Source organism: Novosphingobium terrae (assembly GCF_017163935.1).
Classification (GTDB): Bacteria; Pseudomonadota; Alphaproteobacteria; order Sphingomonadales; family Sphingomonadaceae; genus Novosphingobium; species Novosphingobium terrae.
Window position 1 is genome coordinate 11,740 of the sequence record NZ_JABVZR010000003.1, and the last position, 15,514, is coordinate 27,253.

At 64.2% G+C, this 15,514-nt stretch carries 14 protein-coding genes; all 14 read left to right on the forward strand.

What is annotated here, in order from left to right; all coding sequences use genetic code 11:
- Window positions 1-50 precede the first annotated feature (50 nt).
- Genes HGK27_RS29695 through traF form a run of 14 tightly spaced genes read left to right on the forward strand, consistent with a single transcriptional unit; the run spans window position 51 to window position 15,450 of the window.
- A complete protein-coding gene (locus HGK27_RS29695; RefSeq protein WP_241127955.1) occupies window positions 51-770 on the forward strand; it encodes a type-F conjugative transfer system secretin TraK in 720 nt (239 codons plus the stop codon).
- The gene (locus HGK27_RS29700; protein ID WP_206245738.1) at window positions 770-2,122 is read left to right on the forward strand and encodes a TrbI/VirB10 family protein; all 1,353 of its coding nucleotides are present in this window, start codon (window positions 770-772) and stop codon (window positions 2,120-2,122) included. The genes HGK27_RS29695 and HGK27_RS29700 overlap by 1 nt, the downstream gene beginning before the upstream one ends.
- Before the next feature lie 12 nt (window positions 2,123-2,134).
- Window positions 2,135-3,004: a DsbC family protein gene (locus HGK27_RS29705; protein WP_206245739.1), complete on the forward strand. Its 870-nt coding sequence runs from the start codon at window positions 2,135-2,137 to the stop codon at window positions 3,002-3,004.
- The gene (locus HGK27_RS29710; protein ID WP_206245740.1) at window positions 3,004-3,738 is read left to right on the forward strand and encodes a hypothetical protein; all 735 of its coding nucleotides are present in this window, start codon (window positions 3,004-3,006) and stop codon (window positions 3,736-3,738) included. The genes HGK27_RS29705 and HGK27_RS29710 overlap by 1 nt, the downstream gene beginning before the upstream one ends.
- A 4-nt stretch (window positions 3,739-3,742) precedes the next feature.
- Complete coding sequence (gene traC, locus HGK27_RS29715; protein WP_206245741.1) at window positions 3,743-6,292, forward strand: type IV secretion system protein TraC; 2,550 nt, start codon at window positions 3,743-3,745, stop codon at window positions 6,290-6,292.
- Window positions 6,289-6,615: a hypothetical protein gene (locus HGK27_RS29720; RefSeq protein WP_206245742.1), complete on the forward strand. Its 327-nt coding sequence runs from the start codon at window positions 6,289-6,291 to the stop codon at window positions 6,613-6,615. Before traC ends, HGK27_RS29720 begins: the two co-directional genes overlap by 4 nt.
- Window positions 6,608-7,159, forward strand: coding sequence for a TrbI F-type domain-containing protein (locus HGK27_RS29725; protein ID WP_206245743.1), 552 nt, complete (start codon window positions 6,608-6,610; stop codon window positions 7,157-7,159). Before HGK27_RS29720 ends, HGK27_RS29725 begins: the two co-directional genes overlap by 8 nt.
- Window positions 7,143-7,703, forward strand: a complete 561-nt coding sequence (locus HGK27_RS29730) for a S26 family signal peptidase (protein ID WP_322099075.1) — start codon at window positions 7,143-7,145, stop codon at window positions 7,701-7,703. Before HGK27_RS29725 ends, HGK27_RS29730 begins: the two co-directional genes overlap by 17 nt.
- A gap of 14 nt (window positions 7,704-7,717) precedes the next feature.
- Window positions 7,718-8,347 carry a type-F conjugative transfer system protein TraW gene (gene traW, locus HGK27_RS29735; protein WP_241127957.1) on the forward strand — a complete coding sequence of 210 codons (630 nt, stop codon included), beginning with the start codon at window positions 7,718-7,720 and terminating at the stop codon, window positions 8,345-8,347.
- Window positions 8,347-8,733 (forward strand): hypothetical protein, encoded by a 387-nt coding sequence (locus HGK27_RS29740; RefSeq protein ID WP_206245745.1) that lies wholly within the window; start codon window positions 8,347-8,349, stop codon window positions 8,731-8,733. The genes traW and HGK27_RS29740 overlap by 1 nt, the downstream gene beginning before the upstream one ends.
- Window positions 8,730-9,734: a conjugal transfer pilus assembly protein TraU gene (traU, locus tag HGK27_RS29745; protein ID WP_407674720.1), complete on the forward strand. Its 1,005-nt coding sequence runs from the start codon at window positions 8,730-8,732 to the stop codon at window positions 9,732-9,734. Before HGK27_RS29740 ends, traU begins: the two co-directional genes overlap by 4 nt.
- A 15-nt stretch (window positions 9,735-9,749) precedes the next feature.
- On the forward strand, window positions 9,750-10,508 hold the full coding sequence (gene trbC / locus HGK27_RS29750; RefSeq protein WP_206245746.1) for a type-F conjugative transfer system pilin assembly protein TrbC: 759 nt from the start codon (window positions 9,750-9,752) through the stop codon (window positions 10,506-10,508).
- Complete coding sequence (traN, locus tag HGK27_RS31235; protein WP_241127960.1) at window positions 10,505-14,461, forward strand: conjugal transfer protein TraN; 3,957 nt, start codon at window positions 10,505-10,507, stop codon at window positions 14,459-14,461. The genes trbC and traN overlap by 4 nt, the downstream gene beginning before the upstream one ends.
- Window positions 14,462-14,463: 2 nt before the next feature.
- Window positions 14,464-15,450, forward strand: a complete 987-nt coding sequence (gene traF, locus HGK27_RS29760) for a conjugal transfer protein TraF (protein ID WP_241127962.1) — start codon at window positions 14,464-14,466, stop codon at window positions 15,448-15,450.
- The last annotated feature ends 64 nt before the right edge of the window (window positions 15,451-15,514 follow it).

The following is a 15,514-nucleotide window of genomic DNA, read 5'->3' on the forward strand; positions in this document are numbered from 1 at the left end:
ACCGCGCTGCGCCTTTCCAGGCGCGTGCATTGCGCTCCCTTGGGGGCAGTATGCTGCTGGTCGGCGCGTTGAGCGGCGCGGGTGCGGCCCATGCGGACCAGAATATCATGGCCGCCGACAATGGGACGATCCGCTGCGAGGCCTCGGCCAAAGACCTGACGCGCATTTCCCTGAAGGATGACCAGTTCGCCTCCGTCTCGAAAATGCAGGCGGAAAATCCCGCCGAGGATTTTCAGGTGGTCAACGAGCCGGTGCGCGGAGACATCTACCTCTCGGTTCCCAGCGGCTATCCCAAGCCCAACCTCTCCTTCTTCGGGACCACCAAGAAGGGCTTCGTCTACAAATTTCTCTGCGCCGTGGGAGGGGCTGAGCCGCGACAGGTGTTTGTCGCCAATGTGGATGGCGAGGAGGCGCGCAGCGCGAGCGATGTGATTCCCTCAGGACTGGCGCCGGGTGAGTCCGCTGCGCGGCTGATCTCGGCCATGTATGAGCAGCGACCCGTCGAGGGCTATGAGGTCTCCTGGCGCTCGCGCATGCCCGTCACCACCGGCTCGCTCAAAGTGCAGCTGGTCGGGGAATATGTCGGCGGCGAGGTGACGGGGAAGATCCTCAAGATCACCAATGATGCTGCCGCGCCCGCGGTGCTGAGCGAAGATCAGGTTGGCCCGAGCGACGCCGTAGGGGTCAGCATCACCAATGCGAAGCTGGCGCCGGGACAGGTCACAATGGCCTATGTCGTCGTGCGCTCGACTGCCCAGGGAGATCAGTGATGGCCTCGGCACCTTCGAGCAACACGCCACCGACCGATGATAGCGGCGCGGCCGCGCTCGACAGCAATCTGCGGGCCAAGCGCCGCCAACAGCTCATCATGTGGTCGCTCATCGGCGCCACGGCGCTGGGCGGCGGATGGTGGATCATGTCCCCGGCGGGCACGCAGAAGCCAGCGCTGGAAAGCGCCAGCCAGGCCAATGAGGCCAAAAGCGTCAAGATTTCGACCGATGACATGGTCAACCACAATCTGGCCGACAAAGAGTGGCAGAGCCTTTCGGAGAACCAGCTCGCCACGCAGGGCAACCAGATCAAAACTCTGCAGGGCGACAGCACGCGCATCGACGAGTTGCAGAAGCAGATCCAGGACCTTCAGGGGCAGAACTCGAACCTGAAAGCCGATGGCGGCAAGGTGCTGTCGGCCTATCAGTCCGAGAATGAGCAACTGCGCACGCAGATCACCCAGCTCTCAACGCAGGTCCAGCACGCAATGGCGGGGCCCTCAGCGATGTATGGGCCGGGCGGGCAGCAAGCCTATCAGCGCGCGAACGGTGCTGGAGCGCCCGCGCCGGGCGCTGGTGGTGGTCCAAGCGCCCCCGGCGGCGCACCGGCGGCAGCCCGGGTCAAAGAGGTGCGGCTGATCAATTTCAGCGGCGATGGCAGTGGGTCAGCGACGCGCATCACCTCGACAAAGACCACGCAATACAGCGACAGCGAAAACTACCTGCCGCCCAACTCGATCGCCAGCGCGAAGGTTGTCGTTGGGGTTGATGCCACCACCAACACGCGCAGCCAGACCGATCCTCTGCCAGTGGTGCTGCGCATTATGGGGCCGGCCCGCTCCGTCTATGCGCAAGGCAAGCTGCTCAAAACCGATATCGTTGGCTGCATGGTCAATGGCGCGGCCATGGGCGACCTCTCGTCCGAGAAGGTCTATGTGAAGCTGCAGCGCATGACCTGTCAGCAGCCGGGCGGACGTGTCGCTGTCTCCGAGGTGAAGGGCTTTATCGCCTTTGGCGGCAAGACCGGCGTGCGTGGCCGCGTCGTGAGCCGCGTCGGCAATCTGGTCGGCAAGGCGGCCATCGCCGGTATCCTGGGTGGCTTTGGTCGCGGATTCTCGGCCAACTCGACCTCGTTCCTGACCTCGCCGACGGTGAGCGTCAACGGGCAGCGCTCGACGCTTTCGCCCACCGACATCATCCAGGGTGGCCTGGGGCAGGGCGTCGCGTCCACTGGCGAGATGGTGTCGCATTATCTGATCGAGCGGGCCGAACAATATCAGTCGGTCATCGAGATGCCCACCGGCCTGGATGTGGAAGTCGTGTTCCTCGATGGCGTTTTTATTCGCAATTAAAGGTAGTCAACCATGAGCAGAACCAGCCTTTTGGCGATATTTTTCGCGACTATTCTGTCGGGATCGAGCCTCTCTGCTGCGCCCTCGTCGACACAGACTCCGCCCGAGCCCAAGCCTGTGGTGCTGCGCAGCGATACGGTCGCGAAGTTGCTCGCGGCCCGTTTGCCCAAGACCCAGATCAGCAAGGTCGATTGCTCGCGCGTGCAGGGCCTGTGCGAAGTCCAGGCGGGGCAGAACCTCTTCTACATCGATGGGAGCGCCCGCTATCTGGTGATCGGCCGCGTTTATGACATGGAAACCCATCAGGATCTGACGGCTGCGCGGCTGCTCGATCTCAATCCCGACCTGATGCTGTCCGGCGCGCCTTCGGCGCAAGGCAGCGGCGTGGCCGAGACCGCGCTGGCCGGGGCCGGATCTGCGCGCGCCGCACCGTCGCCGTCTGCGGGCCCGGGGGCGCCTGCTCTGCCCACCAATGTGTCTCTGGCGAGTCTGCCGGCCAATGGCGGGATCACCTGGGGCGGGAAGGGGCCTTCGGTCACGGTCTTCAGCGACTTTCACTGCGGCTATTGCAGGGCCTTGCATCAGGCCCTCAAGGCTATGGGCGTGCGGGTCACCGAACGCCCGATCTCGGTGCTGGGCACGCGGGCCATTTCCGATGCGGTGATTTGCGCTGAGGACAAGCAGGAGGCCGTCGAAAAGGCCTATGGCGATCAGGAGGTGGCCAAGCGCGCCTGCGACACCACGGGGCTCGATGCCAATGAGCGTTTTGCCCATGAGCATGGCTTTACCGGAACGCCTGTGATCGTGCGCGCCGATGGCGCCGTGGTGCTGGGCTACCGCCCCCGCGAGTTCCTCGAAGCCTGGCTGAAGGGAGCGGCGTGATGGCCCGGCCGCGCAAATTCTGGCGGGCGGCTGTCGCCCTGAGCGCCCTGCTGGCCGTTCCGGCCTGCGGCATGTTCCATGAGAATGTCAAAGGCGGCTTTGCCTGCGCCGCGCCGCGCGGCGTTTGCGCGCCGTCGACCACAATCGACAATGATGCGCTCTCTCAGATCAAGGCCGGCGAAGGCAATCACGGCGCCCAACCTCAAGCTGGTGACGATGCTGCGATCCTGCGCCCGGCGGGCGATGCCCGTCCAGCGCTCAAGGTGGTGGTGCCGGCGTGGCGGGACGGCATGGGACGCGTCCATGATCGTGTCACCCTTTACGCACCGGTCAGGGTGAGGGGCTGGAAGCCTGCTGACGCGGCCCATGAGCGGGTGATGATGGCGATGGCAGAGCGCCGCGAAGGCTTGCTCGGGGTTGCGGAACGCGCGCCTGAAGCGGGTCTGCCCGATGGCGTGGTGACCCCGGAAAGCGGGCCACATCTGTCGGCGGCGGCCGTCACCAATCCTGACATCGCAGCGCAGAAGCTGGTGGCCCCCAATATCGCGCCCGCGCTCGATGCCATCCGGGACAAGGTCCGCACCATCCTGTCGCGCGCCACGCCACCGCCGACCATGGCGCAAGCCGTGGCGTCGCCGCCCGCCGCCTCGCCCACCACGTCACCCACTGCGCCATCGGCGAAGCCTGGAGCGGCATCGCCCCTCGCTGCCGTCAGCTTCCCGCCCAAGGATTGAAACCATGATCGGCCGCATCCTTGAGTTGTTGACCGGCGACGCGAGCAGCCCGGAGCGCGAGAAGCGCCCCGATGCCGTGCCGATGTTTTCGGCCTTCCTGGGCTATCGCGCTTTCGAGCCGGAAGAGAAGATCTTCTTCCAGCGCCGCTCACGCGGGTTCATCCTGGAGCTCTATCCGCTGATCGGCGCGGATGAGCGGGTGGCCGAGACGCTCAACTCGCTGGTCGCCGATCTCCTCAAGCCCGGCTGCGAATGCCAGATCACCAATTATGCCGACCCGCGCATTGCTGAAAAGCTGGCGGTCTGGGCGCTCCCTCGCGTGAAGGCGGGCGGCGTCTTCGCCCGCATGGCGCAATATCGCCTCGACATGCTCAAGCGGGGTGTCTGGAAGTCGCTCGCGAGTGATGGCCCCTTCGTGCTGCGCCAGTTCCGCGTCATCCTCTCGGTGAGCGTCTCGGAGAAGTCGGCCCTCAGCGTGAGCGAACTGGTCGGCGTCCGCCAGAGCGTGGTGTCGGCGCTGCAGTCGATCAATGTGGGCACGCTGACTTGGGGGCCGACCGAGCTCATCCGCTTTATCGACGATGTGCTGTGCCCGTCGAGCGGGGCAGGGGATGAGGCCCCCGAATATTCCTCCTATGACCCGATCAACGAGCAATGTGTGCGCCGGGATCTGGTCACCCATATCGATCCGCGCCGCATCATCCTTGAGGCACCTTCGCTGCGCCCTTCGGAGGCCAGTGTCGACGGCCAGTATGAGATGGTCGACTATTCGCCGCATCGCTTCGATGTGCGCTCGATGTCGGTCCGCTATTTCCCGGAGCGCTGGGCGCCCTGGGATACGGCCAAGATCATCGGCGACCTGTTCGACACGCAACGCTGCCTGCCCTGTCCGGTGCTCCAGACCTTGTGCATCGTGATCCCCGACCTTGAGGTGATGGAGGCCAAGGTCAGCTGGAAATTCACCCGCACGACCTCGCTCGCCGACACGCAATCCGCGCGCTTCCTGCCACAGTTGAAGCGCCAGTCCGAGGAGTGGCAGCATGTCTCGACCCAGATGAAATTGGGGCAGAAGCTGTGCAAGGTCTATTACAGCGTCAGCATGATCTCGCCGCTGGGCGAGGGGGATACCAACGCCGCCAAGATCAAGCAGATCTACAAGGGCGCGGGCTGGGATCTTATCGATGAGACCTACCTGCAGGCCGGCAGCCTGCTCGCCAGCCTGCCGCTGACGCTGGCGGACGGCCTCTCATCGGACCTTGATCGCATGAAGCGGTTTCGCAAGGTCCTCTCCTTCAACGCCGCCTCGCTGGCCCCTGTGCAGGGCGAGTACAATGGCGGCATCCACCCCCATCTGCTGTTCCTCGGGCGGCGCGGCCAGCCCATGTTCTGGTCCCCCTTCGAGAATGGGGCGGGCAATCACAATGTGGCGATCGCGGGCAAATCCGGGTCGGGCAAATCGGTGACGCTGCAGGATCTGACGGCGAGCTTCACGGGCGTCGGGGCGAAGGTGGTGGTGATCGATGATGGTCGCTCCTTCGAGCATATGGCCAAGGCGCTCGGCGGCCGGTTCGTCGAATTCCGCCTGTCGTCGGGCATCAGCGTCAATCCCTTCCGCATGATCGACGCGGACCTGGCCGCCGCCGATCAGGACTATCTGGTCGATTGCCTGGCCATGCTCAAAGCCATCATCTCGCAGATGGCCCGGTTCGAGGATCGCCTGAGCGATACCGAGCGCGGCCTGATCGATGCTGCCGTCAATGACGTCTGGAAGGCAAAAGGGCGTGACGCGCAGGTCGATGACATCATGGCCGCACTGCGCGCGATCGATCATCCCGCAGGCAAGGATCTGGCGACCGCTCTCCTTCCGTTTGCTGCCGAGGGCACCTTCGGCCAGTTTTTCACCGGCGACGCGAACCTCGACCTCTCGGCGGGGCTGACCGTTTTCGAGCTGTCCGATCTCTCAGCGCGCGAAGAGCTGCGCAGCGTTGTGCTGACGGCCATCATGTTCCTGGCCTCGCAGGCGATGCGCAAGCTCGCGCGCACCACGCCCAAGGCGCTCATTATCGATGAGGCCTGGCAAATGCTCAAGGGCGGCGCGATGTCGGAGTTTGTCGAGGTCTACTCGCGCACCTGCCGTAAATATGGCGGCTCGCTGGTGACCGCCACCCAGTCCATCAACGACTTCTACAAATCGCCCGGTTCGCAGGCAGCACTGGAAAACTCTGACTGGATGCTCGTCCTCCAGCAGAAGCCCGAGACCATCGCGGATTTCCGCAAGTCCGACCGCTTCGAGATGGACAATCAGACCGATGCCCTGCTGCGCTCCTTGAAGCGCCATGGCACGGAATATTCCGATATCCTGATCCGCGGCCCGGAGATGCAGGCCGTTTGCCGTTTAGTTCTCGATCCCTTCTCGGCCACACTCTATTCCTCCAGCCCCACGACCTTCGGCAAGATCGAAGCTGCGATCGGCGCGGGCGCTTCGATGGCCGAGGCGATCGAGGCGGTGGCCTTCGACCGGCCCTGGCACCTTGAGGCGGAGGCAGCAGAATGATGCGCCCGCCCTGGCGGCGCAGTGGTTGGGGCGCTGCGATCGCTGCCTCGATGCACCTTCTTGGCTGGGTCGCGGTCAACCTGCTCACGGCGGCAGGCACGCTCCTGCTGGTGGGTTTCGCGATCGGCAGCTTCACTCTGCCCGGCATGATGCTGCAGCTGGCCAATCTGGCCGACCGTTATGCTGCGGCCGATGTCGTGCGGCGCGGCGCTTTTGATCTCGTCCTCATCAAAGGCGCGGTCCTCATTTTCGCGATCGTCTGCCTGCTGCGGCGCGGCAGTCTGTTTCGCATCTTCAGCTACGAAAGGGACGATGATGTCTGAGACATCAGCCGCCGCAGCAGGGGCGCCCGATACGCCCGTGGACGCGCCTGCCAATGCTGCGCCGCCGGCGCGCGCCGCAGGCTCCACACTTTGGCGCCGGGAATTCCTCGGCGTGCCCGCCGGCCAGCTGGCTTTGGCCATCGCCCTGATCGGGGCTGTGGGCTGGGGGGCGTGGACCACGCGCCAGTTGCTGGCGCTGGAGCATAAGGTCCATCCGATCGTGCGGATACAGCTCGGCGAGCTGGTGGGCGAATATGTCCGCAGCGAAGCGCGATCCGGCGTGCCTGCTGACCAGCTCCCGGTTCAGACAGCAGCCTTCATGAAGATCCTCAACGGCGCGGTGGAAGCCAGGGCGCAGGGCGGGGCGATCATCATGCTCAGCAACGCCGTGGTCGATGGCGACGTGCCCGACATCACGCAGGCGGTGCGTCAGGATGTCTATGCGAGGATCCAGCGTCCGGCCGAGGGCAAGGCGCCCGACACCACCGAGCAGATGAAGCAGTTCTTCCAGCAGGGGGCGGCAAGCAGTGGCGCGGGCCAGTGATCTGCAGCGCGGCGGCATTGCCGCCGGATCGGGCGGCGCCTTTCCGCGCCCGTGGCTTCGGCGCTGGGGTCTGCTGCTTGGCGGCGGCTGCGCCGTGCTGGCGGTGATTCATCTGCGTGCCTGGCACGACACGCATGGGCTGTTCATCAATGCCACGGATTCGCTGCCCAATTGGGCGCTGCTGGTCGAGGCCAGCACGTTCCCGCGCCGCGGCGACTATGTGCTGTTCCGCCCGGGCCGCAATCCGCTGGTGACGGCCCATTTCGGGGCGAGCCCGCCGCCCTTCGCGAAGATCGCCTACGGTGTTCCTGGCGATGTCGTCACGCGCGCGGGCAATGCCGTGCTGATCAATGGGCATGAGGTCGCCCGGCTCAAGCCATTTTCCCGGCAGGGCGAGCCCTTGGCGCCTGGCCCGCTGGGCGTCGTGCCGCGCGGCTGCATCTACGCGGGCAGCCCGCATAAGGACGGATTTGACAGCCGCTATGCGGCCATCGGCTTTGTCTGCACCGATCGCCTGCTGGGCACGGGGAAGCCGATCCTGTGAGCAGGCGCCTCCTCTTGCTCGGCGGAGCCGCGTTGCTCGCCTGCTGCCTCGCGGGGACTGCCCAGGCCAAGGACTATGGCATCATGGGAGCGACCTTCCCGATCGCGGAGCCAGATCTTCTTGAGGTTATCCGTGCGCGGCTCCTGCGCGCCCAGCAATTGGGTGAACTCGATCGGATGAACCAGAAATTTGTCGAGACAGCGCAGGCGGCGGTGCGGCGACCCAAGCCCGTCGCGGGCATCACGCCTGCGAAAGAAACGCGTGAATGGCTCTTCGATCCGGGCATCACGATCTCGGAGGATATCCGCGACGCGAAAGGCAACATGATGGCGGCCAAGGGCCAGAGATTTAACCCGCTGCACTATGTCGGCCTGCATCGCAGTTTCGCGTTTATCGACGGTGACAGCCCTGAAGAAATGGCCTGGGCACTCGCGCAAGGCGATCCCGACAAGCTCTGGATCGTCATGGTCAAAGGTTCGCCGCTCGACCGCATGAAGGAGCTCAAGCGGCGCTTCTATTTCGACCAGCAAGGCGTGCTGACCGGTCGCTTTGGCATCACCCACACCCCCGCCCTGCTGACCCGCAAGGGCGATGGCCTCGAAATCCGTGAAGTGGCCCTCGCGCGCAAGGAGGCGCTTCACTGATGCCCGGCCAGAACCCGCCCGATCAGAACCGGCCCGACCTGTACGCGCCAGATCAGCCACTAACGCGCGAAGAGACGCAGCGCGCGCCGCGCGAGCCCGCTTCCGGCGGCGCCCTCCGCTGGCTGAGCGATCGGATCCCGATGCCAATGGCCGCTCCCGAGACCGAGCGCCTGCGGCGGATGCGTCATACGATCATCGGCATCTGCCTGGCGCTCGCCTTGACGGTGCTCGAATGGGAGCCGCTGCTGAAGCTGGGCGGCTGCTATGCCTTCGTCGCCCTGCAGGCGCTGGTGCTGGCCCTTGTCCTGCTCACCCTGATCTGGGCCCGCGCGAAATGGCGCGCCGATCAGGCCTGGCTCTACCGCGATCAGGGAGAGGGCGAATGATGCGGCGCGTCTTCGCCTTCCTGGCCGCGCTCTTTCTGGCGGCGACAGCGCCAGCGGTCGAGGCGCAGACCTCTGCAACCTGCCACGGCCATTTCCCGAACCCGATCACCGATGTGTGCTGGGATTGCCTGTTTCCTCTTTCGATTGGCGCCTTTGATCTGTGGCCTAGCAGTCGTCCCGATCCCAAAAATCCTGCCTCGCCGATCTGCCTGTGCGGCCTTCGGCCCGGTCTGGAGTTCGGCTTCTGGGAGCCCGTCAGGTTGATCGATGTGACGACCAAGCCCTTCTGCTTTCCCAACCTTGGCGGCATCAGCATCAATCCGGGCATGTATCTGGGGAACGGCCATGTCTCGGGCTCCGCCCAGAAAGGCGGCAACACCGAGATGACCGCGCAATATCAGGCGCATTATTACGTCTATCCGCTCTTCTATCTCCTTGAGCTGCTGAGCGATTTCATCTGCTTTGAGCAAGCCTCCTTCGACCTTGCCTATATCACCGAGGTCGATCCGACCTGGCAGGACGATGAGCTTGCGGTGATGGTCTATCCTGAAGCCGTGGTCTTCGATTTCCCCCTGGCACAGCTTGCCTGCGCGGGGGACTGCATCATGGCCAATGTCGGCCTGCCGCTCGATGAGCTTTTTTGGTGCGCGGGCTGTAATGGCTCGATGTATCCGATGAGCGGCAACATCGGCAACAACACGACGATGGACCAGTCCATGCGCCTCGCCGCCGAGCGCATGGTCTACAAGATGCACCGCACTGCGCTCGCCTGGGGGACCATGGGCAGTCAGGGCGTTTGCGGCAAATACATCATGCCGATCATGCAAAAGCAGCAATATCGCCTGCAGATGGTGAACCCCGTCGCGGCCACCAGCGGCCGCTTTGCCTGCCAGCCTCCCGGCGGCTCGACTGTGCTGCAGACCACCTCTCACACCTACCCGGTGGTGGGCGAGGACGTGGGCTACCTGCTGTGGCGCAAGCGCAATTGCTGCGCGTTCTGAAGGGGGGGCGTGCCCATGAGAAAGATTCTGATCATCGCTGCCGCCACCCTCGCCATTTCGAGTGTCGGCGCGGTGCTCGCCCAGACCTCGGTCGATGGCCTCAATCTCGAAGCCGTGGAGGCAAAGGCCAAAGCCCATGCTTCTGATGCGGCCGATTTCGTAAAGGGCATCCTCGATCGGCAGGCCCATGTGAGCGCAGAGCAGACACAGCAGGCGCAGTCGATCGTGCAATCTGCCAACGACCAGATCGCGCGGGCGGCGGCGAGTGCCAAGCCGGGCGGCGTGTCGGCAGACGGGGTGGATCTCGATGATCTGGTCGCCCATGCCGGGCAAGTCGTGAAGCCCGATGACCATTCTGCGCCGGTTTTCGTGGCCTTCGCGAGCCTGTCGATGCCACAGGATGCGCTGAGCCGCCTGATCGCTGATGTGTCGCGGGCAGGGGGCATGGTGGTGTTCCGTGGCTTCTCGGCAAATGGCGGCGGCGCCTTTCGCGAAGGACTGGCCAAGGCCATGCCCAAGGACGGGATGCCGCACGTCGGGATCGATCCGCGTCTCTTCAAGGCCTATCATGTCGAAGCGGTGCCGACCTATGTGGCGGCGTCATCCAGCTTTGAGCTTTGCTCGGGGCCGGATTGCCAAACCGCGCCGCCCCCCTTTGATCGCATCACCGGCAATGTGACCACGCATTTCGCGCTGGAAACGATGGCCGATGGCAATGGTCCTGGCGCGCCTGTCGCCAAGGCGGCGCTCAAAAGGCTGGACGGTCAGGAATGAGACGCGCGTCCGCCCTGATCTGCTTTGCCGGTGTCTGCGCGCTCTTCGCGACCTCGGTGCTGGAAGCCCAGACCGTCGATCCGCGCGCGGCGGCCGCCGATGTGGCAGGTCAGCTTCAGGGGCAGCTCAATTCAACCGTATCGAGCCAGGCGACTACCAATCAAGTGCCTGGCTATACCGGCGCCAGCCTGTCGCAGTCAGGCTATGCTTCAAACCCGAGCGCCCTGGCCTCCGATGGCGCGGTGCAGGCGACCACCAGCGACACCTATGCGCTGGTCACCAATAAGGATCGCCCGACGGTCGACACATCGACGCTGGGGCTGACCTCGGCCAAGACCGTCGAGACCGATCCGACCTCCTACTCCGGGGTCGCGACCACCACATCGCAGGGAAGCTGCCAGTCCGTCTCCACGACGACCAGCTCCACCACCAGCTATTATGATTCCTGCCAGATCGGCAGCACGGAGAAGGATAGCACGGTCACCTGCAATGTCGGGTGGAAGGACACGGGCAGCACTGCCTACCAATATCAGTGCCATATCCAGACCATCGAGCAGCTGGCGACGGCGGCCGGCCAGACCACCGCGACGCCCACGGCGGGCGTGGCCAGTGATTGCACAGCCCTTGCCGCCGCGACAGACTGCTCGATGACCGGCTCCTCGATGCAGCAGGGCATCTCGGAACCTCCTCTGACGAACCCCGTCGCCGGCGGCGCGGCGCTCTGGCGGCTCGATGAGGAGGATCGGACCTACAGTTGCGGCTCGACCCATCCGGTGATGGGCCAGCAGAGCGCGTCCCAGCAGATCTCCTACGCCGGGCCGCGCGGCACGGTGAACGCCTGGTGGAACATTGCGGTTCCCGGCACGGTCGATGCCGGTAGCACCTCGACCTACACCGGGTCAGTGATTGATGACTCGGCCTGCCAGAGCCAGATCGGCTCGATCAGCTGCCCGACGGGCTCGACATTGCAGGGCGGCATGTGCGTCAGCACCATGGCCGCCACGCTCACCTACAACTGCCCCTCGGGCTGGACGCTCTCGGGTTCAACCTGCACCCAGACCCAGCATGCGACCAGTTCGGTGACAGGCTATTCCTGCCCCGGCAATTATGTGCTGAGCGGTTCGACCTGCACATCGACCCAGACCGCCGGCGTCTCGGGATACACCTGCCCGGATGGCTACACCCTTGATGGTACGAGCTGCCACGAAACGCTGACCAAGGCCCCGGTCGTTGCGGGCTATAGCTGCCCGGAGGACTACACGCTTCAGGGGACCACCTGTTTCAGGAGCTTCACGCAGCCGGCGACGCCCAACTACAATTGCCCGACCGGCTACAGCCTGACCGGCACCAGCTGCCAGATGACCACCCAGGCCGCCGCTGTCTTGTCCTACAGCTGCGCCGCTGGCTGGACGCTTGATGGCGATCTTTGCAAACAGGCCGCGAATTACGCAGCCGCGCTCACCTATGTCTGCCCGTCAACCTGGACGCTGAGTGGATCGACGTGCCAGCAATCCTCGACCTATGGCGCGAGCCTGATCTACGTCTGCCCAGATGGCTGGTCGGTGCAAGGCGCCAGCTGCCAGCGCAACACCTCCTATCCTCCGTCGATCAACTGGTCATGCCCTGATGGCTGGAGCCTCAACGGCAACACCTGCTCCCAGACCACCACCTATGGCGCCAATGTCAGCTATTGGTGCAATGATGGCTGGGCGCAGAACGGGGGCACCTGCTCGCAGCAAGCTTCGACGCCTGCTGGCGTCACCTATGGTTGCCCTGACGGCTATAGCCTTGACGGGACGACCTGCTCGCAGATAGCAACCTATCCCATCACCTGGACGACCGTGAACCCCGGCGTTGGCTGGTTCTACACAGGCAGGCCAAATCCCAGCAACCCTTCGGAATTGCTGATGGCCAACACCATCTATTCGCAGTCTTGCGGCCCGAGCGTCAGGTTTCAGGCGGTCTATTGCGGCCTTCCCGTTATGGCGAATGGTTGCGTCGACATGTCGAGCATGAACATCGCCTTCGTGACCTTCGTAGCCGGCAACTCGGATCAATGCCTCTATCGTCCTGGACAGCAGGCAAATTGCTGGAGCGGCGGCACCTGGAACGGATCGCAATGCGTTGCCACCGTCTCGCGCGCTGCCAGCGTGGGCTATGTGTGTAACGGTGGTCAGACGCTCTCCGGCACCACCTGCTATTACACGATCAACCAAGCCGCCAATGTCGTCTACAGCTGCAACGATGGTTCACAGCCCTCAGGAGATGTCTGCACCGTCACCAACACAAGGGCGGCCACGGCCAGCTACTCCTGTCCTTCGGGCGGCTCCTTCGACGGGAGCCAGTGCCAGTTTTCCGAGAACCAGGCCGCCACGCCAACCTACAACTGCCCTGCCGGTGGATCTCTGAGCGGCACAACCTGCACCTTGGTCACGAGCCAGGCGGCAGTCGCCAATTACAGCTGCCCCACAGGCGGAACGCTCGACAGGACCACCTGCGACTACACCAACGTTCAGCCCGCTCAGGCGGTCTATGGTTGCCCTTCGGGCTCGGTCCTGCAGGGCACCATGTGCTTTACGACCGACACGCAACTCGCGGCGGTGACCTATGCCTGCCCCAGCGGATACGGGCTCGACGGATCGACCTGTATCAAACAGGTCGGCATGGCGGCAACCGTCATCACGGCCTGCCCATCGGGCTATCTGCTGGTGGGCGACACCTGCACCGAAACGCTGACCGTTCCCGCGACCGTGCATTACGCCTGCCAGACCGGCTACACGCTGGACGGGACCACCTGCACTTCCGTCCTCGATGCGAACATCGACGGCTATTCCTGCCCGGCAGGCTATGTGCAGAACGGCTCGACCTGCTCGGTGCCCGCCACGCAAGATGCCGCCCAGATCTACACCTGCCCCGGCGGCGGGGTACTCTCCGGCACCAACTGCATCACCTCGACCACGCCCAAATCGACCAGCGGCATGACCTGCCAGGCGCCCACCTCGGTCTGCAGCGACAGCGATCCGGCCACGCGAAGCGTCTATGGAACCTCGGTCACCCATGATTGCTGGGATTGGACGCGCACCTATCAATGCGCCACGCTGACCCCGACCAATGATTGTGGCACGCTCCAGGCCAAGACCAACTGCAGCTTCGACCACGAAACCTGTCTCGATGACGCCTGCTCGGTCAAAAGCGAGATCTACAAATGCACGGCGCCCGGCGAGGAGAGTACCTCGCAGGCCACCACCTGCTCGGGCGACGTCTATTGCATCGATGGCAGCTGCACCCAGTTGCCCAGCCCAGCGTCACCCGATCTCGCCAAGGCCCTGACCGCGATCAACACGATGGGTCAGGCCAAGGATCAGTTCAACGCCGAGGATCTGAGCATCTTCGATGGCACCGCCACGGGTTGCCACAAGCCGCTCTTCGGATTGGTCAATTGCTGCGCGGGAAAAGTGTCGGGCGCCCTGTCGGCCGCTTCGAGCGCCGCGGCCCTCGCGGGCATGCTGACGGGTAATTACACCTTCCTGCTGGGCATGGCGACGCAGTTCCTGGTGCTGTTCATGTGCGGGCAGGATGAGATGCTCCTCGACGTCAAGGACCGCATGGGGCTCTGCACCTATGTCGGGGAATATTGCTCGGAAAAGGCGCTCTTTGTCTGCACCACCGAGCGCAAGACCTATTGCTGCTTCCAGTCCAAGCTTGCCCGCGTGATCCAGGAGCAGGGCAAGGCCCAGCTCGGGCTCGGCATGGGCACACCCAAAGAGCCCAACTGCTCGGGCTTTACCGTCGATCAGTTTGCCCAGCTGGACCTCTCCAAGATGGATTTCACGGAAGTCTTTTCCGATTTCACCAGCGCCGTTTCCCTGCCGAACTCGCTCCAGACCTCCACGGCCATTCAGCAGAAGGTGCAAGCCTACTACCAGACGCACGCGTCGAGCACGGGGAATTGACCATGCAGTCCACGCCTAGCCGCTTCCTAGTCGCCTTGACCCGCTGGATGCAGGGCATCGCCCTGGCCGCCTTTGCCGCGACCAGCGTGATCGCTGCGCCTGCCACTCAGGTGGCCCACTTTGAGCTTCCGCCTCCAACCGCGCAAGTCGCACCCGACCAATCGATCGATCCTGAGACGGCGGGCACGACAGCGGTCGCGCCGACGGCCGAGGATGTTCCATCCCCGGCGGCGGATCTTTTGCCAGCAGGGGATGGGCAGGCGGCGCCTGGTGGGCAGGACCCCTTCTATTGCGGTGAGCGCAAGCTCGGCACCTGGTTCTATTGCGAGGCGCCCCGCCCCGCCCATAAGGACGCCCCGGCGCAGGCCAGCGCCACGCCTGAGGCTTATCGGGCCCGCCTCGACAAGATCGGTGCCCAGCTTGAAGAGCTCAAGGCCAAGGCCATCCTTGAGCCCACCACCGAAAACATCGTCAACTATGTTCGGTATCAGCGTCAGCAGCTCGACCGCGCCTCGACCTTTGCCGATGTCTGGCAGCGCGCCATCTGGCAGACGCCGGACCTAGATTATACGCTGCAGCGCCCGGTCAACAATCTGGGTAAGACCGCCTGGCTTGAGCAGCGCAAGAATGACCAGGAAACGGTCATGGCGAACCTTTCGGATCGCTACGGCCTGTTTTTCTTCTTTTCCTCCAGCTGCGCGGCCTGCGACGTTTTCTCGCCCGTGCTGCGTTCCCTCTCGGACAAATACAAGCTCTCGGTCCTGCCGGTCTCGATGGATGGCGGTGCAAACCGGGCGTTTCCGCGCTTTGTTGTGAACAAGGGGCAGTACGCAAAGATGGGGCTTGAGGGCAATCAGGTGCCCGCGCTGGTGCTCTTTGACACCTATCTCAAGAAGCCGATCCCCATCGGCTACGGTGTGATGGCCGAGGATGAGGTGATGCAGCGCATCTTCTACCTCACCTCCGTCAAGCCCGGGAGCGACTACTGATGCGCGGGCGCGGGGACGGGAGACCGACCCAGCAAGCCCCTGAGCGGACGACGCGCGGGGCAGG